Raw genomic sequence first — 23,992 nt, forward strand, 5'->3', positions numbered from 1 at the left:
GCGAATCGTGTCGGTGTACAACGCGTTTCCGCCGTCGATGATGATGTCGCCCTCCTCCATCGCATCGGCGAGCTCGTTGATGACGGCGTCGGTCGGGTCGCCCGCCTTGACCATGATCAGCACCCGACGGGGCTTCTCGAGCGCGTCAAGGAATTCCGGGATCGTCTCGCTGCGCACGAACTTCCCCTCGGAGCCGTGCTCGGAAAGCAACGCGTCGGTCTTGGCGATCGACCTGTTGTGCAGGGCCACGGTGTAGCCGTGATGGGCGAAGTTGCGCGCGATGTTGGATCCCATCACGGCCAGGCCGGTCACGCCGATCTGAGCGGTGCCAGTGGTTGCGGAGGACTGAGCTGATTCAGACAACTAATGCAGCCTTTCATTGTTTGGTTGTGGCACAGGGATTTTCGACGCCATCCGCGTCTATGCGATGAACAATCGGTGCAGCTCGGTCAGCCAGGGGACGGCCAGCGCAACGGTCGGCACGACGAGCACGGCAGCGGCAGCCAGGTACGCCGTGATCGCCAGCACGATGCTGTTGCCGCGGCCACCGAGACGCCGCACGCGAAGGACCGTCGTCGGGCCGCCCGCGGCCATCGCGCCTGCGGGGGTTCGGCCCGCCGCACAGGCGACAAGGGCGCGCGCCAGGGGAGTGGGGCCGGTGGCGCGCAATGCGGCGTCGTCCGCCAGCAGCTCGATGAGAAGCCGGACCGCGTTGAGTGCGTTGGCACTGCGGACAAAGCGGGGGAACGCGGCGTGCACCGCGGTGAACATCTCGAGCACCAGGTCGTGCCTGGCCCGCAGGTGGGCACGCTCGTGGGACAGGATCGCTGCAATCTCCTTGTCCGCCAACGTTGTCAGCGTGCCCTCGCTGACGACGACACGACTCCGCACACCGGGTAGGCAGTACGCCAACGGCTCGGCTACTTCGAGGACACGCAGCCCGTCCCCGGCTCGCGCGTGCGCCCACTTCTGCGACTTGCCCACCAGGTCGACCACCATCCGGTGGTGTGCCCGGCGCCGTCGCGTCGCGATCGCCACTTCGACCACGGCGGCCACGAGCCGGGCCCCGATCAGCAACGTGAGCGCGAAGACGCAAACGTAGGCAATCCACAGCGGCCAGCCGAGCACCTCGATCTCGCTGGTGATGGTTGCCGTCGGTCGACCGTCCGGCCCGGGCACGAACAACCGGCTCGCAATCGCGATTCCCGCGCTGAACGCCGACAACACCGCTGCCAACGCGATGGACTGCCACAACACGATCGAGGCCCGAGGCGCCCGCATCGGCCACGTCGCGCGGGCCAGCAGGGCCGGAACGGGTCCGACCAGCAGCAGCGCGACGAGCGTGAAGGCCAGGGCTGACACCTTGTCAGTCTCCCCTAGGGAGAGGCCGGACCGCCACTGGATGGGGGCATTTCGTCCTTCTCCAACTCGGCGAGCGCACGCCGGAGTGCGGCTGCCTCGTCGGCGCCGACCCGCTCGACGAAGTGCACGAGCGCAGCCTCCCTGCCGCCGGAGTCCGCGGCCTGGTGGAGTGCGTCGACCATCAGCCCCGCCACCAGTTCGTCGCGACCGTGCGTCGGCGCGTATCGGTGGGCACGGTCGTCGCGGTGCTGAACCACGAGGTTCTTCTTGGCCAGCCGTTGAAGCACGGTCATGATCGTCGTGTACGCGAGATCGCGTTCGGCTGCCAGCGCCTCGTGCACCTGACGCACCGTCTGGGGCTCGTGCGATGCCCACAGATGGTCCATCACCGCGCGTTCGAGGTCCCCTAGACGCGTCAGCTTGGCCATGTTCCGTTCATCTCCAAATGGGCGATTCAACAAGGGTACTACGGCCTTACTACCGTGCGTCGTATGCGAGCCGGAGTCAATGCAGCTGACGCTCGGCGCGTCGCATTCGACAACGTTCGCAGCCTCTCCGTTGGCTTCCTGTGAGTGCAGTCACAGAGCTTGCCTCGCACTTCCGGACGATTATAGTAAGGCTAACCTAACTCGCTGGAGGCGCCCCATGACGGTCTCGGTCGACGACCCGCTCATTGCGGGAATGGCGATCACGCGAACGCTGCCGCTGCACGAGTCGAGCCGACGGTTGCGCGAGCTGTATCCGGAATGCCCGCGCGTCTACGGCGTCGCGGTGATGTCCGATCTGACCCGGCGGCGATGGTGGCCGCTGCAGGAGGCGCTCACGACGGATCGGTTGCCCGAGATGTTCAGCATCAGCGCACTGGAGATGGACAGCCCGGTGGCGGCGGCCCAGCAGCTTGCGGCGACGCTGGCCCATGTCGTCATCGGCAGGGTGATTCCGCTGCTCGCATTGGAGGGCCGGGCATGGGACACCGGCCTGGAGAACCTGTGGGTGCACGCCGACTCCGAGGGAGCGATCGACTGGGTTGGCGTCGTCTGCCCGACGGTGCGGGCGCTGCCCGACGATCCGTTCTTCGGGGACAGCACGGATGCGGGCGCCGCGCACTTCGCCCGCGACGGAATGGTCCGGCTGCCCAGCGAGGCGGCGTTGACGACGTGGGTCGCCCACCGCAGCCACCGCGCGCTGCATCCGCTGTTCGAGACGATCTTCGACGTCAGCGGCGGCGCCATATCGACATCGTCGATGTGGAACATCGTCGGCGCAGCGGTGGTCGGCGCCGCGACGCACATCCCGCTGTTGGCCAGGTCGAGCGAGCTGACGAGCATGCGCCGCGGGCAGGCGGTGCTCGACGCGCTGGTCGGGTTCGGGCTGCCGGTACGCGGCGGAAACCGGCCTCGCGAGGGGAAGGGCTTGTTAAATTAGGCCAGGCTTGCCTATCCTGGGCTAGTAGTTGGGCCGGCAGGAGTCCTGAGGGCTGCAGAGACCCCCGGTCCACTCCAAGGGCGGGTCCCGTGCCGATGGTGCGGGGCCCGCCCACTACCTGCTGCCGTCCCAATACCGGTTCTAGGGCTTCTCCACGGCGCCGCCGGCATCCGTCCAGTCGCCGAACCCGCCGAGGTTGTAGACCTCGTCGTAGCCCAGTTCCTTGAGCGCCTGCCCGGACAGTGCCGCCCGGCCCCCAGACGCGCAGTACAGGATGACCGGCTTGCCCTTCGTGAAGTTGTCGTCGTAGTAGGGCGTGTCGGGGTCGGCGCGGAACTCCAGCATTCCGCGGGGAACATGAACGGCGCCTGCGATCTTGCCGCTCTTCTCGACTTCGCCGGCGTCGCGGACGTCGACGACGAGGGCACCGGCCGCCATCTTCTGCTTCGCATCGTCGACCGAGATACGCGGCACGACAGCGTTGGCTGCCGCAACCAAATCCTTGACACTTTTCGCCATGTCTCCGACGGTATCGCGAGGCTCGATGCGGGGGTGGGGGCTTCACCGTGTAGACACTCCTTGTGTCATCTGTGCCCATGGAGGATCTCAGTAGGGGATTCGACAGCGAACTCGGTCTCAAGTACATCGACGTCACTCCCGACGGCGGACGCGCCGTACTGGAGATCAGCGACAAGCTGCTGCAGCCGTGGGGGATAGTGCACGGCGGTGTGTACTGCACGATCATCGAGAGCCTCGCGAGCGTGTCGGGTGCCGTCTGGTTCGCCGAAAAAGGAGAGCGCGGCACCGTCGTCGGCGTCAACAACAACACCGACTTCCTGCGCGCGATCTCGTCGGGCACCGTGACGGCCGTGTCGACACCGATCCATCGTGGTCGGCGCCAACAGCTCTGGCTGATCGAGGTCACCGACGACAAGGGCCGCATGGTGGCGCGCGGACAGGTGCGGCTGCAAAACATTGCGGAGTAGCGCGGTTCGAGCGCTGCGGACACGCGCCACCCGTGGCAGCATCCCCGCTATGCGTCTGACCCCGCACGAGCAGGACCGGTTGCTGCTCTCGTACGCGGCCGAACTCGCCCGCCGCCGGCGAGCACGCGGTCTGCGGCTGAACCACCCCGAAGCCGTCGCCCTGCTGACCGACCACCTCCTCGAGGGCGCCAGGGACGGCCGCACCGTCGCCGAGCTCATGGTCAGCGGCCGCGAAGTGCTCGGGCGCGACGACGTCATGGAGGGCGTCCCCGAGATGCTGCCCGACGTGCAGGTGGAGGCCACCTTCCCCGACGGCACCAAGCTCGTCACCGTTCACGATCCGATCTCATGACCAGTGAGAAGCCGCAGGCGGATCGCGGATCCTGGGCGCCGGGCGAGATCATCTACGGCGACGGCGAAATCGCCATCAATGCCGACGCGCAGCGACTGGCCATGGATGTCGTGAACACCGGCGACCGTCCCGTGCAGGTCGGCAGCCACGTGCACCTCCCGCAGGCGAACGCGGCGCTCGAATTCGATCGGGCCGCCGCCCACGGCCACCGGCTCGACATCCCGGCAGGCACCGCGGTCCGCTTCGAACCCGGTGTGGCCCAACATGTTTCGCTGGTGCCACTGAGCGGCACCCGCGAGGTGTACGGGCTGAGCCTCGATCCGCCCGGCCGTTTGGACATCCCGTGACCGAACTGTCCAGAGCCCGCTACGCCGCCCTTTTCGGGCCCACCACCGGCGACCGGATCCGGTTGGCCGACACCGACCTGTTCATCGAGATCACCGAGGATCGCAGCGGAGGTCCCGGGCTGGCGGGCGACGAGGCGGTATTCGGCGGCGGCAAGGTGCTGCGCGAATCGATGGGGCAAGGTCGGGCGACTCGGGCCGACGGTGCACCCGACACCGTCATCACAGGCGCGGTGATCATCGATTACTGGGGAATCATCAAGGGCGACATCGGCATTCGGGACGGCCGCATAGTCGCTATCGGCAAGGCGGGCAACCCGGACACCATGAGCGGCGTGCACCCCGATCTGGTCGTCGGACCCTCGACGGAGATCATCTCCGGTAACGGCCGGATCGTGACGGCAGGCGCCATCGACTGCCACGTCCACCTCATCTGCCCGCAGATCATGGAAGAGGCTCTCGGCGGCGGCATCACCACGATCATCGCGGGGGGAACGGGCCCTGCAGAGGGCAGCAAGGCGACCACCGTGACCCCCGGGGCGTGGCATCTGGCCCGGATCCTCGAGTCGCTGGACACCTGGCCACTGAATATTGCGCTGCTCGGCAAGGGCAATACCGTCAACACCGAGGCGATGTGGGAACAACTGCGCGGCGGCGCGGCGGGCTTCAAACTGCACGAGGACTGGGGCACGACGCCCGCGGCGATCGATGCGTGCCTCGCCGTCGCCGAGGCGTCCGGCGTTCAAGTGAACATCCACACCGACACCCTCAACGAGATGGGTTTCGTAGAGAACACGCTGGCGGCGATCGGCGGCAGATCCATCCACGCCTATCACACCGAGGGCGCAGGCGGCGGGCACGCACCCGACATCATCACGGTGGCGGCCGAGTCCTATGTGCTGCCGAGTTCGACGAATCCGACCCGGCCACACACCGTCAACACGCTCGACGAGCATCTGGACATGTTGATGGTGTGCCATCACCTGAACCCAAGCGTCCCAGAAGATCTCGCCTTCGCCGAGAGCCGCATCCGACCGTCGACGATCGCCGCGGAGGATCTGCTGCACGACATCGGCGCCATCTCGATGATCGGCAGCGACGCCCAGGCCATGGGCCGCATCGGCGAGGTCGTCCTACGCACCTGGCAGACGGCGCATGTGATGAAGCGTCGCCGAGGTGCTTTACCTGGCGACGGCCGAGCGGACAACAACCGGGCCCGCCGCTACGTCGCGAAGTACACCATCTGCCCGGCGGTTGCCCATGGGCTGGATTCCGAGATCGGCTCCGTCGAGGTCGGCAAGCTGGCCGACCTGGTGCTGTGGGAGCCCGCGTTCTTCGGGGTCCGACCGCATGCGGTGGTCAAGGGCGGCATGATCGCGTGGGCGGCGATGGGCGACGCGAATGCGTCCATCCCGACGCCACAGCCGGTGTTGCCGCGGCCGATGTTCGGGGCGGCGCCCGCCGCGGCCGCCGCCACATCGGTGCACTTCGTGTCGCCGCAGGCGATCGACGACAAGTTGGCCGACCGGCTTGCCGTCAATCGACGCCTGGTGCCGGTCTCCGACGTTCGCAAGATCGGCAAGGCGGACATGCCGCGCAATGACGCCATGCCTCGGATCGAGGTCGAGCCGGACACGTTCACTGTCCGCATCGACGGCGAGGTCTGGCAGGAACAGCCCGCGGCCGAACTGCCCATGGCTCAACGGTATTTCCTGTTCTGATGACCAGCCTGGCAACACTGCTGTCACTGGCCGATTCGCGGCTACCGACCGGCGGGCATGTTCACTCCGGAGGTGTCGAGGAAGCGGTGGCCAGCGGGCTGGTCTTCGACCTCCCGACACTGCGGGCGTTCCTGCGCCGTCGAATCACCACCCAGGGTCTCGTGACGGCATCGGTTGCGGCAGCGGTGCACACCGGATCGCTGTCGGCCGCCGCCGCCGATCGCGAAACCGATGCCCGCACACCGGCTCCGGCCGCCCGGCAGGCATCGCGCGCGCAGGGCCGCGGCCTGACGCGGCTGGCGCGCCGCGTATGGGTCGACGGTGATTGGGACGCCCTCGGCGCAACCCCGCACCTTGCGGTGGCGGCGGGTGCAGTCGGCGCGGCGAGCGGCATGACCCCGCAGCACACAGCGCTGTCCGTTGTGTACACCGCGATGACCGCCTCGGCGACCGCCGCGCAGCGCCTGCTGGCGCTGGATCCCGCCGACGTCGCTGCGCTGACGTTCGAGCTGTCGCAACTGTGCGACCAGACCGCCGACCTGGCTTGCAAGGAGCTTGCCGATCTGTCCGACCCGCTGCTCGACGTGCTGGCCCAGCGCCACACCGAACGCGAGCGCCCACTGTTCGTCTCCTGAAAGGCCGATAACCCGCCATGGCACCCCATTTCACCGACGGCGAGCCGCATCGTCACCATCCCGACCGGCCGAGGCGACCGCGGACGGCGGAGGAGCCGTTGCGGATCGGCGTCGGTGGCCCGGTCGGCTCGGGCAAGACCGCCCTGGTTGCCGCGCTGTGCCGCGAGCTTCGGGACGAGCTGTCGCTGGCGGTGTTGACCAATGACATCTACACCACCGAGGACGCCGACTTCCTGCGCAGACACGCGGTGCTGGCCGACGACCGGATCGCCGCGGTGCAGACAGGCGGATGTCCACACACCGCGATCCGCGACGACATCACGGCCAACCTCGACGCCATCGAGGATCTGATCGCCGCTCATGACCACCTCGATCTCATCCTGGTGGAGTCCGGTGGCGACAACCTGACGGCGACGTTCTCGTCCGGTCTGATCGACGTCCAGATCTTCGTCGTCGACGTGGCAGGCGGCGACAAGGTGCCGCGGAAGGGTGGCCCCGGCGTCACCTACTCAGACCTGTTGGTGGTCAACAAGACCGATCTGGCGCCGTTCGTCGGCGCCGACCTCGGTGTGATGCGCCGCGACGCGGCGGCCGCGCGTGGTGAGCGCCCCACCGTGTTGATTTCGCTGACCGACGACCCGTCGGCCGGACCGGTCCGATCGTGGGTGCGCGAGCAGCTGCGGGTCGCCCAGGCCGTCTAGATGCATTCCGACGTCCTGATCGTCGCGCGAGCCGGAAGGCAGCCGTGGATCGAATGCGCGGGCGGTATCGCCGCGCGCGCCACCGAGCCGGACACCGTGCATCTGGTGTCGACGGCGGCGACACCGCTCGGCGGCGACACCGTCGCAGTGCGGGTTGTCGTGGAGCGCGGGGCCGCATTGCGGGTGCGCAGCGCCGCGGCGACGGTCACGCTGCCCGGCCGCAGCACGGCAGAGTCGGCCGCCCGCTGGCATCTCGAGGTATCTGGTGATCTCGACGTCGACCCGCAACCCACGGTGGTGGCGGGCGGTTCCCGACATATGACGTCCACTCGGCTACTGGTTGACGATGCAGGCCGGATCAGAATGCGCGAGCGGATTCAGATCGGTAGAACCGATGAACGGCAAGGGTTTTGGTCGGGTTTGCTCCATGCAGATGTGGACGGCCATCCGCTGCTGCGACATCGGATCGAGCTCGGCGAGGAATCCGCGACCCACGACCTGCTCGGTATGCCGCTGGCTTCGGTGAGCGAGTTGCGCTATCCGGACATCGCGACGGACGCACTGGGCACCGTTCTGGAGCTCGCCGACGGCGGAAGCCTCGCAACGTGGCAGGGGGACCGGCTGGCAGCCAGCTAGCTGGCCGCTTTCTCTCCTTCGACGGCCGCCGCGATCTCCTCGAGTTCCTCGATTCGGGTGCGGGCGTACGCCTGCTGCTCGGTGATGTAGAGGTTTCCGCGGGCGCGGCCGAGGAACGTCACCGTCCACGACAGCAGCGTGGTGAGCTTGCGCCGGAACCCGACGAGATAGACCAGGTGCAGCATGAGCCACGCCAACCAGGCAATGAAACCGCCGAATTCGAGCGGGCCGATCTGGGCCACCGCGGAGAATCGCGACACCGTCGCCATCGACCCCTTGTCGAAGTAGTCGAACGGCTCGCGTTCGAGTGGGTCGGCGCCCTTGAGCTCGGACTTGATCGCGGTCGCGACGTACTTTCCGCCCTGGATGGCGCCCTGTGCCATGCCCGGCACACCTTCGACTGCGGCCATGTCGCCGATCACGAAGACGTTCGGGTAGCCCGGGACGCTGAGGTCCGGCTGCACTTTGACCCGGCCCGCCCGATCCACCTCGCAGGTCGTCTGAGAGGCGATCTGCTTACCCAACGGGCTGGCTGACACTCCTGCCGACCACACCTTGGTTGCGGCTTCGATACGGCGGGTGGTGCCGTCGGAGTCCTTGACCGTGATGCCGTTGCGGTCGACGTCGGTGACCATCGCGTTGAGCTGGATCTCGACGCCCATCTTCTCCAGCCGAGCCTGCGCCTTTTTGCCGAGCTTCTCACCCATGGGGGGCAGCACGGCAGGCGCGGCGTCGAGCAGGATCACCCGGGCCTTGGTGGAGTCGATGTGCCGGAACGCGCCCTTGAGGGTGTAGTCGGACAGCTCGGAGATCTGTCCGGCCATCTCCACGCCGGTCGGGCCTGCGCCGACGACGACGAAGGTCAGCAGCTTCTCGCGCCGACTCGGGTCACTGGACCGCTCGGCCTGCTCGAACGCACCGAGGATGCGGCCGCGTAGCTCCAGTGCGTCGTCGATCGACTTCATGCCCGGCGCGAACTCGGCGAAATGGTCGTTGCCGAAGTAGGACTGGCCGGCGCCCGCGGCGACGATCAGTGTGTCGTACGGGGTGACATAGGTGTGGCCGAGCAGCTGGGACCGGACGGACTTCTTCGCCAGGTCGACGTGGGTCGCTTCGCCCAGCAGCACCTGCGCATTCTTCTGTTTGCGCAGAATCATCCGCGTGGGGGGCGCGATCTCGCCGGAGGCGATGATGCCGGTTGCCACCTGGTAGAGCAGCGGCTGGAACAGGTGATGCGTGGTCTTGGCGATGATCTTGATGTCGACGTCGGCGCGCTTGAGGGCCTTGGCGGCAGTCAACCCGCCGAATCCCGACCCAATGATGACCACTTTGTGCCGGTCAGACGGGGTAGCTCCGGGGTGGCTCATGAGCTCCTGCTCCTCGACGATTCTCACGTTCTATACAGCGTCTACCGTAGCCGCCCCCATCCCGTCCAGAAGGCGCATACGCGTGAGATTTGCCACCCAACGCCATGTTTAACCGTCGATCATCGGCCTGAGCTTCTCGGCGACCGCGGTGATGCCCCCCGGGTGGTATCCCGACAGGTTCGTCACGGGGCTCAGAATCACGCCGTCGACGCCCGCGTCGAGCACCTTGGTCTTGATCTGATCGGCGACCTGTTCGGGTCCGCCGACCGCCACATTGCGTCGCAAGTTCTCGGGGATCATGTCCTCCGTGGCGTTCTCGTCGATGACCGCCATCACCAGCATGCTGGTCTCCAACGTCGCCGGATCGCGGTCGATCTTCTCGCAATTCTCTTTGACGACGGCCACCTTACGCGGCAGCTCGTCGAAGCCGGCGATGATGTTCAGGTGGTCGAAGTGCTTGGCCGCCAAGGGAATCGTCTTCTTCTCTCCGCTGCCGCCGATCATCAACGGGATGTGGTCGCGGAAGCGCGGCTCCGCCATCGCCTCTTGGGTGCGGTAGTACTGGCCGTTGAAGGTCGGGCGCTCGCCGGCCAGCATCGGCAGGACGATCTGCAGCGCTTCCCCGAGCTTGTTGAAGCGGTCGGTGAAGGTGCCGAACTCGTACCCGAGCGAATCGTGCTCGAGTTCGAACCAGCCGGTACCGATGCCCAGGATGGCCCGGCCCTGGCTGACGACATCCAGCGTGGTGATCGCCTTGGCGAGCAGCGTCGGGTTGCGGTAGGTGTTGCCGGTCACCAAGGTGCCCAGCTGCACACGCTCGGTGGCTGTCGCGAGGCCGCCGAGCGCCGTGTAGGCCTCGAGCATGGGTTGGTCGGGCGTGCCGAGCCCCGGCAGTTGGTAGAAGTGATCCATCACGAAGACCGAATCGAAGCCGGCGGCTTCGGCCTCCTTCGCCTGTGCGATCACAGCGGGAAAGAGTTCGGCGACGCCGGTGCCGTAGGAGAAGTTGGGGATCTGAAGTCCGAGTTTGATGGTCACGCCTTCACGTAACCACAACTAACCGGGGCGGTCACCCCGCTTTAGCTTCGGGCGAACGCGGGAATATCAGCCGATCTGGGCGAGTGCGCCATTACTGACGTGCATCGTCTGCCCGGTGATGTGGCGCGCTGCCGGCGTGCTCAGGAACACCGCCAGCCGGGCGATCTCCGCGGCCACCGGGGCTGAACTGCCGAGGCCGGCGTAGCCCTCCTGCGCGCTGCGGCCGGACGCGACGACGTTGACGGTGATGCCGCGCGTGCCGAAGTGCGTCGCCTGACCCTCGGTCCAGTTCGACACGGCCGCCTTAATCGCGGCGTCCGCGCTGCCCTCACGCGGGTTGTCCGGCACGACGCTGATAATCGAACCGCCCGAGCGCAGATGATCGCCGAGTACCTGAATGGTCAGTACCGTCGACAGCATCGTGGCGTTCAAGGCGTTTCGCCAGGCGGCGGCATGGTCGGTCAGCGTGTAGGTGCGTGGGTCGCCCGCATCCCAGCTCAGGGCGGGCACGTTGACGATGGTGTCCAGGTGATGCGGGAACAGGGCGCGGGCCTCTTCCAGACTCGCCGGATCGGTGTTGTCGCACACGATCGCGTCGACGTCGAGTTCCTTGGCCGCTACCTCAAGGTCGTCGCGGCGGGCGCCGGTGATAACCACTTTGTACCCAGCGTCGCGATAGTTTTCCGCGATCGTCCGGCCCAGATCCGTATCACCGCCGGTGACCAGCACCTCCATCGCCAAGACCTCCCTGTTAGCGCAGGACCGCCGCCGCCGTGGCTGCGATCCGCCGACGATGTTACTGGACAGTAGCTATTCGGCGAAACCCGACGCGCAGATCCGTTCCGCCCCGACTCCGACCTGCAATCCATCGGTGACCTAGGGTTTGCTCTGTGAGTAATTTCTCCCCGCTCACCTGCGGCTCCAAGCCTTGACCAGCGCGCCCGTTTTGCCGCGCTGGATTTATCTTCCGGCCGCCGTCGGGGCGCTGTTCGTGGTGCTCCCGCTCATCGCCGTCGTGGCGAAGGTGGACTGGCCGCAGTTCGTCACCCTGGTCTCCAGCGAGTCCTCCCGCGCCGCACTGATATTGAGTCTCAAGACGGCGGCAGCCAGCACGCTGCTGTGCGTGCTGTTCGGCGTTCCGATGGCGCTCGTGCTGGCACGCAACGACGGGCGCGCGGTCCAGATGATCCGTCCGCTGCTGCTGCTACCGCTCGTGCTTCCGCCGGTGGTGGGGGGAATCGCGCTGCTGTACGCCTTCGGCAGGTTGGGGTTGATCGGCCAGTACCTCGATGCAGCAGGCATCCGGATCGCGTTCACCACGACGGCGGTGGTGTTGGCGCAGACCTTCGTCTCGCTGCCGTTCCTCGTCATCGCGCTCGAGGGCGCGGCACGCACGTCCGGCCGCGATTACGACGTGGTGGCCGCCACGCTCGGCGCCAGACCGACCATGGTGTGGTGGCGGGTATCCCTACCGCTTTTGGCACCCGGCGTGGTCGCGGGTGCCGTGTTGGCGTTCGCCCGCTCCCTGGGCGAGTTCGGCGCCACGCTGACGTTCGCGGGTTCGCGCGAGGGCGTCACGCGGACACTTCCGCTGGAGATCTACCTGCAACGGGAAACCGACGCCGACGCGGCCGTCGCACTTTCGGTGCTGTTGGTCGTCGTCGCCGCCGTTGTCGTGCTCGTGCTCGGCGCGCGCACACTGCGAGCGGGTTCGGCAATGGCAGGAACTGTTCGGTGACCGGCGTTGACGTTCGCGCCGTCGTCGCCCACCGTGACGTCGACATCGAATTCTCCGTCGCGGCAGGTGAAGTGCTCGCTGTGCTCGGGGCCAACGGCGCAGGCAAATCGACCGCTCTGCACGTGATCGCGGGCCTGATCCGGCCGGACACGGGACACGTTCGAGTCGGTGACCGTGTGCTCACCGATACCGCAGCGGGCGTGTTCGTCCCAACCCACGATCGGCGGGTCGGCCTGCTGCTGCAGGACGCGCTGTTGTTCCCACACCTCGACGTCGCCGCCAACGTGGCCTTCGCCCCTCGCAGTGGCCACGCAAGGAAACCGCGGCGAGAGGCTCGCGCCGCCGCGATGTCATGGCTCGACCAGGTAGGCGCCTCCGATCTGGCCGACCGAATGCCGAGGCAGCTGTCCGGCGGCCAGGCTCAGCGGGTCGCCCTCGCCCGGGCACTGGCGGCCGATCCAGACGTACTGCTGCTCGATGAGCCACTCGCCGGTCTCGACGTCTCCTCCGCGAGCGCGATGCGAAAACTGTTGCTTCACAGGTTGACCCGTGACGGCCGTTCCGCGGTGTTCATCACCCACGATGTCCTCGACGTGTTGACCCTGGCCGACCGGGTGCTCATTTTGGAGGACGGCCGGGTCGCCGAAACCGGTTCGTCGGCAGCGATATTGGCCTCACCCCGAAGCCGTTTCGGCGCGCGGTTCGCAGGAGTGAACCTCGTCACCGGCACCGCGGGTCGCAGCGGCGTGCTGACCACCGACTGGGGCGCTACCTGGCATGGCAGCGCCGGTCCGGACATCGGGGTGGGGCAACCGGCGGTGGCCGTTTTTCCGCCTTCGGCCGTCGCGATCTACCGCGACAAGCCGCACGGCAGCCCGAGGAACACCGTCGAAGTAGTGGTTGCCGAACTCGACAGCAGCGGGTCAGCCCTTCGCGTGCGTGCCGACGAGCAACCCGACGGCGGGCCGGGCCTGGCCGCCGACATCACCGCCGAGTCCGCCGCCGAGCTTCGGGTGACGCCGGGGGAGCGCGTCTACTTCTCGGTCAAGGCGCAGGAAGTCACCGTTCACCAAATTCGGTAACGGTGGCCGCGGATGCGCCGATCAAATGAACAAACCTCGCGCACCGGCGCGAGTGCCTTGTCGTGCCAGCAATTTCCGCTAACGACGCTAGCTGACGTTATGAGTCGTTCAGCAACTTCACAGTTAAACACTTTAAGACCGCCCCACACTTGCGTCACGCCAGCAACACTGTAGTTTCGTCTGCATGTATGACCCGGACGCGATCTCTGAACACCGCAAGCGCCACGTGACGAGGCTGGCGATGGCGACGCTGGCCGGCGCCGCCGTGGTGGCCCTCACAATTCCGTCGGTGGCACTGGCCGACCCGGATCCTTCGCCGGAGCCTGGCCCGCCGGCCCCGTCGGGCAATACCTTCATGCAGGGCCCTCCTGGCGACCCGAATGTACCGGCGCCGGCTGCCGCCGATCCCAACGCGCCGGCGCCTGCAGCGGCACCCGCGTCCGAACCCGGCCGGGTCGACAACGCCGCGGGCGGGTTCAGCTATGTGGTGCCCGCGGGCTGGAAGGTCTCCGACGCCAGGCAGCTGTCGTACGGCCAGGCGCTGTTGACTCGTGAGCAGCCCGAGGGAACAGCACCCACCCAGCCCGGACAGCAGGGCCCGCAACCCGCGAACGACACCAGCGTTCTGCTGGGCAGGCTGGACATGAAGCTGTTCGCAGGAGCAGAGGCCGACAACGCCAAGGCGGCCACCCGGCTGGCCTCCGATATGGGCGAGTTCTTCATGCCGTTTCCCGGCACCCGGGTCAATCAGGCGAACGGGCCGCTCGGCAGTGCCGACATGCCCGGCGCTTTCTCGGCATACGACGTGAAGTTCACCGATACCAACAAGCCGACGGGCCAGATCTGGGCGGGCGTGGTCGGCAACGCGACGCCGACGGTGGCAGCCGGTCAGCCGCTGGCACCGCGCGGTCAGCGAAACGAGCGCTGGTTCGTGGTTTGGCTGGGCACCGCACCCAATCCGGTGGACAAGGCGGCAGCCGCCACGCTCGCCAACTCCATCCGGCCGTGGTCTCCGCCGCCGCCACCAGAGCCCGACCCGAACGCGCCGCAGGCCGCCGATCCCAACGCGGCTCCCGCGGACCCGAACGCACCGGTCGCGCCGGAGGGTGCACCGGGTCGCCCACCGGTGGGAGTCGGTGTCCCGGTCGATCCGGCCAACGCGCCGGGGATGATGCCCGCGGGCTGAGCACACACGAAAAACGGCCCGTAGCGGGTCGGCCGTTTTTCGTAAACCGGAATGTTCGATCTTGTTCGTGTCCCATTCGACGGTTGAATCGTTACGCTTCGGGCGTATACCGGAGGTTGGCCCAGCGGTCGCGCTGGGCGCCGACAGGCAGGAGATCGCGGAATGGATGCCCTTGCAGCGACCGAGTTCCTCGCTCGGTCATCAACACAGACCAGCGTCGGCTGGATTGGCTACATCATCATCGGAGCTCTCGCCGGCTGGATCGCAGGCAAGATCGTCAAAGGCGGCGGCTCAGGCATTCTGATGAACATCGTGATCGGCATCGTCGGTGCGCTGATCGGCGGCTTTTTGTTGAGCTTCTTCCTCGATACTGCTGGCGGCGGTTGGTGGTTCACGCTCTTCACCGCGATCCTGGGATCGGTGATCCTGTTGTGGATCGTCGGAATGGTGCAGCGTAAGAATAGTCCGCGCTAACCCGTTGGCGTACGGCCGTATTCGACGGTCGTATGCCTTTTGCGTCACCATGGGGTGATGACCACCGGCACATCCATGACCGCGTGGCAGGTCCGTAGTCCCGGTCCGATGAACACGCGTCCACTGCATCGCGTCACCGTTGCGATGCCGTCACCCGCGCCGGATGAGCTGCTGGTCGCGGTGCGGGCCTGCGGCGTATGCCGCACCGATCTGCATGTTGCCGAGGGAGACCTGCCCGTACACCGGTCCAACGTCATACCGGGACACGAAGTGGTCGCCGAAGTGGTAGCTGTTGGCACGGAGGCGGGCGACGAATTCGCCGTCGGTGATCGCGTCGGCGTCGCCTGGCTGCGTCACACCTGTGGCGAGTGCAAATTCTGTACCAGCGGCCGGGAGAATTTATGTCCGCGGTCGCGGTACACCGGTTGGGACGCCGACGGCGGATATGCCGAATTCACCACGGTCCCAGCCGCTTTCGCCCACCCGCTGCCCGCCGGGTATTCCGAGACCGAACTGGCCCCGCTGCTGTGCGCGGGTATCATCGGCTATCGCTCCTTGCTGCGCGCCGATCTACCGGCAGGCGGCCGACTCGGGATCTACGGCTTCGGCGGCAGCGCACACATCACCGCTCAGGTGGCCCTTGCCCGCGGCGCCGAAGTGCACGTGATGACCCGCGGCGCAGCCGCCCGCGAATTGGCGCTGGCGCTCGGCGCGGCCTCAGTGCAAAATGCCGACGAAGCCCCGCCGGTGAAGTTGGATGCCGCCATTCTGTTCGCTCCGGTCGGCGACCTTGTGGTGCCCGCGCTCCAGGCGCTCGACCGCGGCGGCACGCTGGCGATCGCGGGCATCTACCTCAGCGACATCCCGGTGCTGAACTACGAGCGACATCTGTTCCTCGAGCGCCAGATTCGCTCGGTGACGTCAAACACCCGAAATGACGCCCGCGAGTTCCTGGCTTTTGCAGGCCGCCATCGGATTGCCGTCACGACACCGGTGTATGCACTTGACCGTGCCGACGACGCCCTCGCCGATCTGAGCGCCGGACGCATATCCGGTGCCGCCGTGCTGCGGCTGTAGCGAACCGATCACAGCGCTGCGAGTGCCGCACCGAGGCGACCCTCGAGATCCCCACGGCCGTAGCGGTACATCGGCCCTGCGCCGTCGGCAAGCAGCAGCCGAAGCCGCGCGACTCCTCGGGAAGTGACCGGCCGCGGCGAGTGCAACCGCAGGGTGATCTGGTCGATCCGATCCCGTGCGGCCCTGATGTTCGGCACGTTCAATTCCGTGCGCGACGACATCAGCGCGGTCCGGTCGCGGGCGTCGTCCAGGACGTGACGCAACGACCGGGCGAGGGCCTCGCGCTCGTCGACCGACGTCAACCGCGCAGCATGCACGGCGAGTGCACTTCCTGCCGGGACGGGCACGCCGACCGCGAGCATCCGGTCGAACTTGTTGGCCTTCAACAGGGCGATCACGCGCTTGCCGAAGGTCCCGCGCCGAGCCTCGTCGCGTCGCGTCGTGCCCTGAGCCTGCGCCGATGAAAGGAAGCCGATCGAGATCCTGTTGCCGGTCATGGGGTCTGTCCTCTTTCCGTTCGAATCGTATCCAACTCGTGACTATCAAAAACGCTACACCGGTCATGCATGACTAGTCAAACTTGTTTACCGGTCACGTCGGCTACACTCAATCACATGTCGTCGACACATGCGCATTGGCTCGGTGACGCCGAGTCCAAACCGGCGCCAGAACCGCTGAGCCGTATTCAGGCGCTGGTCAACACCGTTGAGCTGCCCGACGGCCCTGACCGGCTCGGCGATCCGGCCGACGCCACGCCGTGGCTCGCTGCCAGCGGTCTACTGGGGTCCGGTGCGGATCTGCGGCCCGAGGACCTCGCGCATGTCCGCGGGGTCCGCGAGGGCTTACGGGCGATGCTGGTGCACAACGCGGGCGGACCGCCGCCCACGGCGGCCGCCCTGGCGCCGCTGCGCGATGTCGCCGCCGACGCTACGGCGCGCGCCGACTTCGGCGATGGCGGCGAAATCCTGCTGAGCGCGGCCGGAGACTCGGTGACGGCCAGGATGATCGAGCTGGTGCTGATCATTCGCGACGCCCAGCGCGACGGCACCTGGTCGCGCCTCAAAGCCTGCGGGAACGACGAGTGCCAGTGGGCGTTCTACGACCGATCCCGTAACTACGGCGGCACCTGGTGCGAGATGTCCTCGTGCGGAAACAAACTCAAGAACCGTGAGTTTCGCGCTCGCAAGCGCAGCGGGCAGTCAGGTTGACATGTGGAACACCATGGCGGCTGCCAGCGCGCCCATGCCGTTGAGCGACCAGTGCAGCGCGATAGGCGCGATGAGGCTGCCGCTGCGGCGGCGTAGCCAGGTGAAGACGAACCCGGCAATCCCGGTGGCCGCCACCGCCAGCACCACACCGGCCATGGTGCCGACGACGCCGCCGCCGAAGATCCGGGTGAACCCGACGTTGCTGCTGGTCAGACCCAGCGAGGTGGCGATATGCCAGAGGCCGAAGAGCAGCGACCCTGCCGCCGCGACGCCCCGGAACCCCCATGCGCGGTTCAGCGCGCCGTGCAGGACGCCGCGAAAGGCCACCTCCTCGGGAATCACCGTCTGCAGCGGGATGATGATCATCGACGCGATCAGCGCGCCCGACACCGTGGCGTAGTTGTTGTTCATGAACATCGGCCTGGTCCACGGCAGCAGCGCCCCGATCGCGACAACCGTCGTCACCACGGCCACCGCCGCCAACGCATAACCGGCGCCGGCCTTCCAGTGCTCGCGGCTCAGGCCGAGCTCAGACCAGCCGAGACCACGGGAGCGAACCAGCACAAGAAGCCCGACGGCGGCCGCGGGCACCGTGGCGATGCCGGCCCACGGCGTCGTGAAGTGGGCGACCAGATTGGTGATCGCGAGCACCACCACGACCACCGCGATGTCGATGTAGGTACGGAAGTGGTGCAACGCCGAGAGCTGCCCGACCAGCGGGTGCGGTTGCGGGGCCACCGCGGCGTAGTCGGACATCTGCCGATTCTACCTGCGACGCGGACCCACTCCGGCCCGCTGACCGGCGACTACTAACCTGACGGGCGTGCTGCTGGCCGAACTGCGGGTGCTGGATCTGTGTGACGGCGACGCCGACGCGGTGACCAGACACCTCGCCGACCTCGGCGGCGACGTCCTGAAGATCGAACGGCCCGGCGGTAACGAAGGCCGGTCCCAGCCACCCCACGTAGCCGGGGCGAGCGTCCCGTTCGCGCTGAATAACGCGAACAAGCGAGCGTGTGTGCTCGACCCCGACGACGCACACGATCGGCAGCGGTTTCACGAGTTGGCATCAGAGGCGGACATCGTGGTCGACAGCGGCAGAACGGGCCGGGGGGTGGCATTCAACACTTCGCCCGCGGAGCTTTTCGACAGATATCCGCACCTGGTCGCCATGTCGGTCACCGATTTCGGCGCCGACGGCCCGCGGGCATCGTGGACGGGCACAGATCCGGTGTTCTATGCGCTGTCGACCGCGCTGTCCCGGTCGGGTCCGACGGCGGGACGTCCGGTGCTCCCGCCACAGGGGATCGCCTCTGCCACCGCCGCTGTGCAGGCGGCATGGGCCGCGCTGACCGCCTACTATCGCCGATTGCGTTACGGCGTCGGCGATTACATCGACTTCTCCCGCTTCGAGGCGGTCGTTGCGGCTCTCGATCCGCCATTCGGTTCCGAGGGGCAGGCCGCCGTCGGGTTGAAGATGTCCGGCGAGTTGTGGCGCGGCAGACCGCGAAACCAGCAGATCTACCCGACGTTCGCGTGTCGTGACGGCCACGTCCGCGTCTGTCTGCTGTCACCACGCCAATGGCGCGGTATGTGGACATGGCTGGGCGAACCGGACCAGTTCGCCGATTCGAAATACGACACGATCGCCGCCCGCTACGCCGCATCCGAAGAGATCAACGCGCTGATCGCGGAATCGTTCAGCACGCAGACGATGGGTGAACTGGTCACAGCCGGCCAGTCGAGGGGAGTTCCGGTCGCCGCAGTGCTCAGCCCAGCGGAGACGTTGGCATCTGAACACTTTCGGTCGGTCGGGGCGCTGACCGAGGCGACGATCGCACCGGGCGTCGACGTCACGGTGCCCGCCGGCGCGTTCGTCGTCGATGGCGGCCATGTCGGAATCGCCCGGCCCGCCCCGTCGGTCAATGCACACGAAGCCGTGTGGAACTCGCCTCGACCCACAGCACCCGCCGTGCCCGGCAACACGATCGCGAAGCGGCCGTTCGACGGTCTGCGGATTCTGGATCTCGGCGTGATCGTCGCGGGCGGTGAACTGGGCAGGCTGTTCGCAGATTTGGGTGCCGAGGTGATCAAGATCGAGAGCGCGGCTTATCCCGACGGGCTGCGTCAGACGGCGCCCGGCCAGGTGATGAGCAGGTCGTGGGCGTTGACCCACCGCAACGAGTACGCACTGGGTCTTGACCTGCGCAGCGCGCAGGGCGCACAGATCTTCGCCAGGCTGGTCGTCGGCGCCGACGCCGTGTTCGCCAACTTCAAACCGGGAACCCTTGCCTCGCTGGGCTTTCCATACGAGAAGCTGCGCGAGCTCAACCCGCGGATCGTGCTGGCCGAGAGCAGCGCGTTCGGCGCGACGGGACCGTGGAGTGCGCACATGGGTTACGGACCGTTGGTGCGTGCCACCACCGGCGTCTCCCGGCTGTGGACCTCCACCGACGAACCTGGCTTCTACGACGCCACCACTGTGTTTCCCGACCACGTTGTCGGCCGAATCACCGCGGTCGCGGCGTTGGCGTCACTGATCGGACGCGACCGCGCCGAAACCGGTGCGCACGTGCATATTTCCCAGGCGGAGGCGGCCGTCAACCAGCTCGCCGCGAGCTACGTGATCGATGCCGCGAAGACCGCAGCGTTGGCCGTCGCCGACGATCCCGCGCTGCACGCCGTCTACCCGTGTGAGGGTGAGGACGAATGGTGCGTGATCTCGCTTCGTGGCGACTCGGATCGCAGTGCTTTGACCACCGCGATGGGCAACGCCGCATTGCCCGAGAACCGGGTCGATCTCGTCGAGGCGGTATCTGACTGGACATCGCGCATGGACAAAGGCACTGTCGCAGAGACGCTTCAACGACGCGGAGTGCCCGCTGCGCCGATGAACCGCGCCGTGGACGTGCTCGCCGATCCCACACTGGTGTACCGAAAGTTTTTCACCGACATGGTTCATCCGCTGTTCGCCAAGCCGATGCCCACCGAGACCAGCCCGTCACTGTTCGCCCACACCCCGCGGGCCGAACTGCGTCCCGCCCCGCTGGCGGGGGAGCACACCCGCGAGATCTGCCAGAAGCTTCTGGCGCTGGACACCGATGAGATCGACCGCCTGATCGGCGAGGGCGTCCTGTTCACCTCCGACGCACCGAGGACCCACTCATGACACCACCCAGAACGCCGGTGATCGTCGGCTACGGACAGGTCAACCAGCACGACGAGGATCCGGCCGTCGAGCCGATCGACTTGATGGCGGCCGCCGCCGAGTCGGCAGCCGGTCCGCGCGTGCTCGAGGCCGTGGACTCGATACGTGTCGTGAACATCCTGTCGTGGCGATACCGCGACCCGGGTCGTCTGCTGGCGCAGCGCATCCGGGCCTGCGACGCATCTACCCGGTACACAGGCGTCGGCGGCAACGTGCCGCAGACGTTGGTCAACCAGGCATGCCTGGACATCCAGGCGGGACGTGCCGAGCTCGTCGTGATTGCGGGCGCCGAAACCTTCCGCACCCGAACGCGAATGCGTAACCGTGGAGTCAAGCCGGACTGGACGAGCGAAGACGAGTCGGTGCCGTTCGCCGACGGCGCCAACGAGGGGGAGCCGCTCGTCGGGCCTGCGGAGACCCGTATCGGCCTCATCAGTGCCCCGTATTTCTACGCCATGTTCGAGCAGGCGTTGCGGATCGATACGGGGGAGTCCGCGGACGCGCACCGCGGCCGGATCGGCGAACTGTGGTCGCAGTTCAGCGTGGTCGCTGCGGACAATCCCCACGCCTGGAGCCGAAAAGCGCTGTCGGCACAGGATATCTGGCAGCCGAGCGCCGACAACCGGATGATCAGCTGGCCGTACACGAAGCTGATGAACTCTAACAACATGGTCGATCAGGGCGCGGTGATCATCCTGGCCTCGGCACAAAAGGCCACTGCTCTCCAGATCCCGACTGAGCGCTGGGTTTTCCCCTACGCGGGCACAGACGCACACGACACGTACGCGATCGGTGAACGCCAACAGCTGCACCGATCACCGGCTATCAGGATCGCGGGTCGGCGAGTGCTCGAGCTGGCCGGTGTCGGCCTCGACGACATCGACCACGTCGACCTCTACTCCTGCTTCCCGTCGGCGGTCCAGGTGGCCGCCACCGAACTCGGCCTGGCAGGCGATCCGCGGCCACTCACGGTGACCGGTGGTCTCACCTTCGCAGGCGGCCCGTGGAACAACTACGTCACGCACTCCATCGCCACGATGGCACAGCGGTTGGTCGCCAACCCCGGTGCGCGTGGCCTGATCTCCGCCAACGGCGGATGGCTCACCAAGCACAGCTTCGGTGTTTACGGGACCACACCGCCCGAGCACGAATTCCGTTGGGAGGACATGCAACCCGCTGTCGACGCGGAGCCGACCAGGCAATCCAAGGTCGAGTGGTCCGGCGTCGGCACCGTCGAAGCATGGACTACGCCGTTCGACCGCGACGGGTCGGCGGAAAAAGCCTACGTGGCGGTGCGCACTCCAGACGACGCGCGAACGCTTGCGGTGATCACCGACGCCGCGGAAGCCGATGCGACGGTCCGCGAGGACATCGCAGGTGCCAAGGTGCAGGTGCACGCCGACGGCACCGCACACATCGAGTAGGCGCCGTCGTCACTCGGCGCTAGGGCGCGTCGAGCGGTACTTCGGTGTACTGGGGCAGGTATCCGTCGGAGCTGAACGTGAAGCCCTTGCCGCTTTGCTCGCTGAGGCACGACACCCCGCTCGCCTCCTGGATGTTGCAGCGGAACCGGGCGACGACCAGCGTCCTGTTGAACGGCAACACGTTGGCGGGATCGGCAGGCGTGAATTCCGCGCCGTCCACGGCGGCAAAGTGAGCGTCACCCTCGGGCTCGATCACGATCGCGTTCGGGGCGGTTTCCTGACCGGCGGCGTCGGGCACCGTGTCGGGAGCGCCCGCGATGCTCAGTGCGCCACCCATCGCCTGGCATCCCGCTCTGTTGCGGGGAAGTATCGCGCACCGCCAGCGGCCGCTGGGCGTCATAAAGTAGTACGCAGCCTGTCCGTCCGGATGCTCGACGAAGTCGAACGCGTTGGCCAGCAGCGCCGGGTTCGTCGGCGGTAGCGGAGGCGCGGCCGAGGTGCTTGTCGCCGTCGAGGACTCCCATTCTCCGGTGTTGACCACAGTCTCGGAGCTACAGCCGACAACGGAGAATGCCGCTGCCGCGGCGATCACAATTACGGTACGCATCGGATCAGCAGTTTGCCCGATCTTGATTCCGGCCGGTCAACCGGGGGTCACTAACTCTTTGAGCCGGTGAGCGTTGCGCACGGCATGGCCGCCGAGATCGTTGTTGAAGTACACGTCCACCCGTCTGCCCTCGTGCTGCCACGCCATCAGACGGTCAGCCCACTCACGCAGATCCTTGTCGGAATACGAGCCCGTGTAGAGCGACGCCGGCTCGGGGCCGTGCATTCGTACATAGACCAAATTGCTGGTGGCGCGCGGTACGCAGGCCAACCCCGCGCCGCTCATCACGACGTAGGCCGCGCCATGGCGTTCCAGCATCGAGAACACCGCCGGGTCGTTCCACGAGGGATGCCGCATCTCCATCGCCACCGGAATCGACGACGGCATCAGACCAAGGAAATGATCCAGGCGGGAGTCGTCGCGCTCCATCGCGGGATGCAGTTGGACAAGCAGCGCCTCCGCCCGCTCGCCGAGCGCTTTCCAGCAGCGCTCGAAGCGCTCGACCCACGGCTCGGGCGACTTCAGCCTGCGGAAGTGCGACAGGCCGCGATGTGCCTTCACCGCCATCGTGAAGCCGTCCGGCAGCCGTTGCCGCCAGCCGGCGAAAGCGGCATCCCGTGGCCAACGGTAGTAGCTCGCGTTGAGTTCGACGGTGTCGAACGCGGCGACGTAGTGGGCCAGCCGCTTCGATGCCGGCAGGCCCTGCGGGTACAGCACATCGGTCCAGTGGTCATAGGACCACCCCGACGTCCCGATCCGGATCACGCCACCAGCCCGGCGCGCATGTCGTCGTCAAGGGCGACGCGGACCAGCGCAGCGGCGAGCTTCGCTGTGTTCCGCGGCGCAAGTGCCGTCAACGCCGCGGGGTCGGCGGGCAGTCCGATGTCGTGTGCTGCCGCGGTGGCCCGTTCATCGAGATGCGGCCGCACCCATGGCCACACGTCCTGTACCTCGCGGAGGAAGATGTCGGCGCCGGTGTCGCCGATTCCCTTGAACTGCTTCAGGAGTCGTTTCACCGAGTTCGTGTCGCATTCGCCTGCGGTCGCCAGCCGTCTCAAGTCGCCGCTGTAGTCATCACGCACGGCAACGGCGATGTCTACCAGCCGGGTGGCGGAGCTCTCGTCGTATCGGACGTAGTGGGCCCGCCCGAACGCCCCGATCATGGTTTTGCGGTCGGCGGCGAGGACCGCTTTCGGTGTCTTGAGGCCGGCCCCGAACACTTCGCGTGCGGCCTGTACCGCTCTCGTAGCGCCGATGGGCTTGCTGGCCAACATGCACAGCACCAGCAATTGGAACAACGGCATCGGTTTGTCCCGAAGCCTGATGCCCGCCTCCTCGGCGTAGGTGGTGCCCGCCACCTTCAGCAGGCGCCCGACCAGCTGCTTGTGCGACGACGATGCCATCACACCTGAATTACCCGT

At 67.0% G+C, this 23,992-nt stretch carries 28 protein-coding genes; 16 read left to right on the plus strand and 12 right to left on the minus strand.

All coding sequences use genetic code 11. The features are described from left to right. From QOJ24_RS17850 to QOJ24_RS17860, 3 genes are all read right to left on the minus strand, one after another. A partial coding sequence (locus QOJ24_RS17850) for an NAD(P)-binding domain-containing protein (RefSeq protein ID WP_526263560.1) occupies positions 1-363 on the minus strand: 363 nt, incomplete at its 3' end. A gap of 57 nt (positions 364-420) precedes the next feature. Further along, positions 421-1,362: a M56 family metallopeptidase gene (locus QOJ24_RS17855; RefSeq protein WP_526263562.1), complete on the minus strand. Its 942-nt coding sequence runs from the start codon at positions 1,360-1,362 to the stop codon at positions 421-423. Between the two features lie 14 nt (positions 1,363-1,376). After that, positions 1,377-1,790 (minus strand): BlaI/MecI/CopY family transcriptional regulator, encoded by a 414-nt coding sequence (locus tag QOJ24_RS17860; RefSeq protein ID WP_526263564.1) that lies wholly within the window; start codon positions 1,788-1,790, stop codon positions 1,377-1,379. A gap of 217 nt (positions 1,791-2,007) precedes the next feature. On the opposite strand from QOJ24_RS17860, the gene QOJ24_RS17865 reads away from it, so the two are divergent. Further along, on the plus strand, positions 2,008-2,787 hold the full coding sequence (locus QOJ24_RS17865) for an iron reductase (RefSeq protein ID WP_526263566.1): 780 nt from the start codon (positions 2,008-2,010) through the stop codon (positions 2,785-2,787). 141 nt (positions 2,788-2,928) lie between these two features. On the opposite strand, the gene QOJ24_RS17870 is transcribed toward QOJ24_RS17865, so the two are convergent. Further along, on the minus strand, positions 2,929-3,306 hold the full coding sequence (locus QOJ24_RS17870; RefSeq protein ID WP_526263568.1) for a rhodanese-like domain-containing protein: 378 nt from the start codon (positions 3,304-3,306) through the stop codon (positions 2,929-2,931). Between the two features lie 77 nt (positions 3,307-3,383). On the opposite strand from QOJ24_RS17870, the gene QOJ24_RS17875 reads away from it, so the two are divergent. The 7 genes from QOJ24_RS17875 to QOJ24_RS17905 are packed head-to-tail and all read left to right on the plus strand — an operon-like array spanning position 3,384 to position 8,162. Then, a complete protein-coding gene (locus QOJ24_RS17875; RefSeq protein WP_526263570.1) occupies positions 3,384-3,773 on the plus strand; it encodes a PaaI family thioesterase in 390 nt (129 codons plus the stop codon). A gap of 49 nt (positions 3,774-3,822) precedes the next feature. Next, complete coding sequence (locus QOJ24_RS17880; protein WP_526263572.1) at positions 3,823-4,125, plus strand: urease subunit gamma; 303 nt, start codon at positions 3,823-3,825, stop codon at positions 4,123-4,125. Then, entirely contained in the window at positions 4,122-4,472 is a 351-nt protein-coding gene (locus tag QOJ24_RS17885) for an urease subunit beta (RefSeq protein ID WP_526263574.1), read from the plus strand. The genes QOJ24_RS17880 and QOJ24_RS17885 overlap by 4 nt, the downstream gene beginning before the upstream one ends. Further along, positions 4,469-6,190, plus strand: a complete 1,722-nt coding sequence (locus QOJ24_RS17890; RefSeq protein WP_526263576.1) for an urease subunit alpha — start codon at positions 4,469-4,471, stop codon at positions 6,188-6,190. Before QOJ24_RS17885 ends, QOJ24_RS17890 begins: the two co-directional genes overlap by 4 nt. Next, complete coding sequence (locus QOJ24_RS17895) at positions 6,190-6,825, plus strand: urease accessory protein UreF (RefSeq protein ID WP_526263578.1); 636 nt, start codon at positions 6,190-6,192, stop codon at positions 6,823-6,825. Before QOJ24_RS17890 ends, QOJ24_RS17895 begins: the two co-directional genes overlap by 1 nt. A gap of 17 nt (positions 6,826-6,842) precedes the next feature. Further along, a complete protein-coding gene (gene ureG, locus QOJ24_RS17900) occupies positions 6,843-7,526 on the plus strand; it encodes an urease accessory protein UreG (RefSeq protein WP_526263580.1) in 684 nt (227 codons plus the stop codon). Then, on the plus strand, positions 7,527-8,162 hold the full coding sequence (locus QOJ24_RS17905) for an urease accessory protein UreD (RefSeq protein ID WP_526263582.1): 636 nt from the start codon (positions 7,527-7,529) through the stop codon (positions 8,160-8,162). Here the strand turns inward: QOJ24_RS17905 and ndh are convergent. The 3 genes from ndh to QOJ24_RS17920 form a co-directional block, all read right to left on the minus strand. After that, positions 8,159-9,529, minus strand: a complete 1,371-nt coding sequence (gene ndh / locus QOJ24_RS17910) for a type II NADH:quinone oxidoreductase Ndh (RefSeq protein ID WP_526263584.1) — start codon at positions 9,527-9,529, stop codon at positions 8,159-8,161. The two genes, QOJ24_RS17905 and ndh, sit on opposite strands and share 4 nt — an antisense overlap. A gap of 108 nt (positions 9,530-9,637) precedes the next feature. Further along, on the minus strand, positions 9,638-10,567 hold the full coding sequence (locus tag QOJ24_RS17915) for an LLM class F420-dependent oxidoreductase (RefSeq protein WP_526263586.1): 930 nt from the start codon (positions 10,565-10,567) through the stop codon (positions 9,638-9,640). Between the two features lie 66 nt (positions 10,568-10,633). After that, on the minus strand, positions 10,634-11,308 hold the full coding sequence (locus tag QOJ24_RS17920; RefSeq protein WP_526263588.1) for an SDR family oxidoreductase: 675 nt from the start codon (positions 11,306-11,308) through the stop codon (positions 10,634-10,636). 187 nt (positions 11,309-11,495) lie between these two features. Between QOJ24_RS17920 and QOJ24_RS17925 the strand changes: the two genes are divergently transcribed. The 5 genes from QOJ24_RS17925 to QOJ24_RS17945 all read left to right on the plus strand — a co-directional run bounded on the left by QOJ24_RS17925 (position 11,496) and on the right by QOJ24_RS17945 (position 16,124). Continuing rightward, complete coding sequence (locus QOJ24_RS17925; RefSeq protein ID WP_526263590.1) at positions 11,496-12,305, plus strand: ABC transporter permease; 810 nt, start codon at positions 11,496-11,498, stop codon at positions 12,303-12,305. After that, the gene (locus QOJ24_RS17930; protein WP_526263592.1) at positions 12,302-13,387 is read left to right on the plus strand and encodes a sulfate/molybdate ABC transporter ATP-binding protein; all 1,086 of its coding nucleotides are present in this window, start codon (positions 12,302-12,304) and stop codon (positions 13,385-13,387) included. Before QOJ24_RS17925 ends, QOJ24_RS17930 begins: the two co-directional genes overlap by 4 nt. Before the next feature lie 184 nt (positions 13,388-13,571). Then, the gene (locus QOJ24_RS17935) at positions 13,572-14,573 is read left to right on the plus strand and encodes an APA family fibronectin-binding glycoprotein (RefSeq protein ID WP_526263594.1); all 1,002 of its coding nucleotides are present in this window, start codon (positions 13,572-13,574) and stop codon (positions 14,571-14,573) included. A gap of 162 nt (positions 14,574-14,735) precedes the next feature. Further along, the gene (locus QOJ24_RS17940; RefSeq protein ID WP_526263595.1) at positions 14,736-15,047 is read left to right on the plus strand and encodes a GlsB/YeaQ/YmgE family stress response membrane protein; all 312 of its coding nucleotides are present in this window, start codon (positions 14,736-14,738) and stop codon (positions 15,045-15,047) included. Positions 15,048-15,104: 57 nt separating this feature from the next. After that, positions 15,105-16,124, plus strand: coding sequence for a zinc-binding alcohol dehydrogenase family protein (locus tag QOJ24_RS17945; protein ID WP_526263597.1), 1,020 nt, complete (start codon positions 15,105-15,107; stop codon positions 16,122-16,124). A gap of 8 nt (positions 16,125-16,132) precedes the next feature. Here the strand turns inward: QOJ24_RS17945 and QOJ24_RS17950 are convergent, their stop codons facing one another. Further along, positions 16,133-16,621: a hypothetical protein gene (locus tag QOJ24_RS17950; protein ID WP_526263599.1), complete on the minus strand. Its 489-nt coding sequence runs from the start codon at positions 16,619-16,621 to the stop codon at positions 16,133-16,135. 117 nt (positions 16,622-16,738) lie between these two features. On the opposite strand from QOJ24_RS17950, the gene QOJ24_RS17955 reads away from it, so the two are divergent. Continuing rightward, positions 16,739-17,332: a CGNR zinc finger domain-containing protein gene (locus QOJ24_RS17955; protein ID WP_526263601.1), complete on the plus strand. Its 594-nt coding sequence runs from the start codon at positions 16,739-16,741 to the stop codon at positions 17,330-17,332. Here the strand turns inward: QOJ24_RS17955 and QOJ24_RS17960 are convergent. After that, positions 17,324-18,088 (minus strand): CPBP family intramembrane glutamic endopeptidase, encoded by a 765-nt coding sequence (locus QOJ24_RS17960; RefSeq protein ID WP_526263603.1) that lies wholly within the window; start codon positions 18,086-18,088, stop codon positions 17,324-17,326. The genes QOJ24_RS17955 and QOJ24_RS17960 overlap by 9 nt on opposite strands. Positions 18,089-18,146: 58 nt before the next feature. Between QOJ24_RS17960 and QOJ24_RS17965 the strand changes: the two genes are divergently transcribed. After that, positions 18,147-20,501: a CaiB/BaiF CoA-transferase family protein gene (locus QOJ24_RS17965; protein WP_526263800.1), complete on the plus strand. Its 2,355-nt coding sequence runs from the start codon at positions 18,147-18,149 to the stop codon at positions 20,499-20,501. Further along, positions 20,498-21,964 carry an acetyl-CoA acetyltransferase gene (locus QOJ24_RS17970; RefSeq protein WP_526263605.1) on the plus strand — a complete coding sequence of 489 codons (1,467 nt, stop codon included), beginning with the start codon at positions 20,498-20,500 and terminating at the stop codon, positions 21,962-21,964. Before QOJ24_RS17965 ends, QOJ24_RS17970 begins: the two co-directional genes overlap by 4 nt. 19 nt (positions 21,965-21,983) lie before the next feature. On the opposite strand, the gene QOJ24_RS17975 is transcribed toward QOJ24_RS17970, so the two are convergent. From QOJ24_RS17975 to QOJ24_RS17985, 3 genes are read right to left on the minus strand one after another with little or no spacing between them, the layout of a single operon-like run. Beyond that, positions 21,984-22,571 carry a hypothetical protein gene (locus QOJ24_RS17975; protein WP_526263606.1) on the minus strand — a complete coding sequence of 196 codons (588 nt, stop codon included), beginning with the start codon at positions 22,569-22,571 and terminating at the stop codon, positions 21,984-21,986. Positions 22,572-22,607: 36 nt separating this feature from the next. Continuing rightward, entirely contained in the window at positions 22,608-23,336 is a 729-nt protein-coding gene (locus QOJ24_RS17980; RefSeq protein WP_526263608.1) for a DUF72 domain-containing protein, read from the minus strand. Further along, positions 23,333-23,974 (minus strand): endonuclease, encoded by a 642-nt coding sequence (locus QOJ24_RS17985; RefSeq protein WP_526263610.1) that lies wholly within the window; start codon positions 23,972-23,974, stop codon positions 23,333-23,335. Before QOJ24_RS17985 ends, QOJ24_RS17980 begins: the two co-directional genes overlap by 4 nt. Between the last annotated feature and the right edge of the window lie 18 nt (positions 23,975-23,992).

The organism is Mycobacterium sp. (assembly GCF_032159775.1).
Classification (GTDB): Bacteria; Actinomycetota; Actinomycetes; order Mycobacteriales; family Mycobacteriaceae; genus Mycobacterium.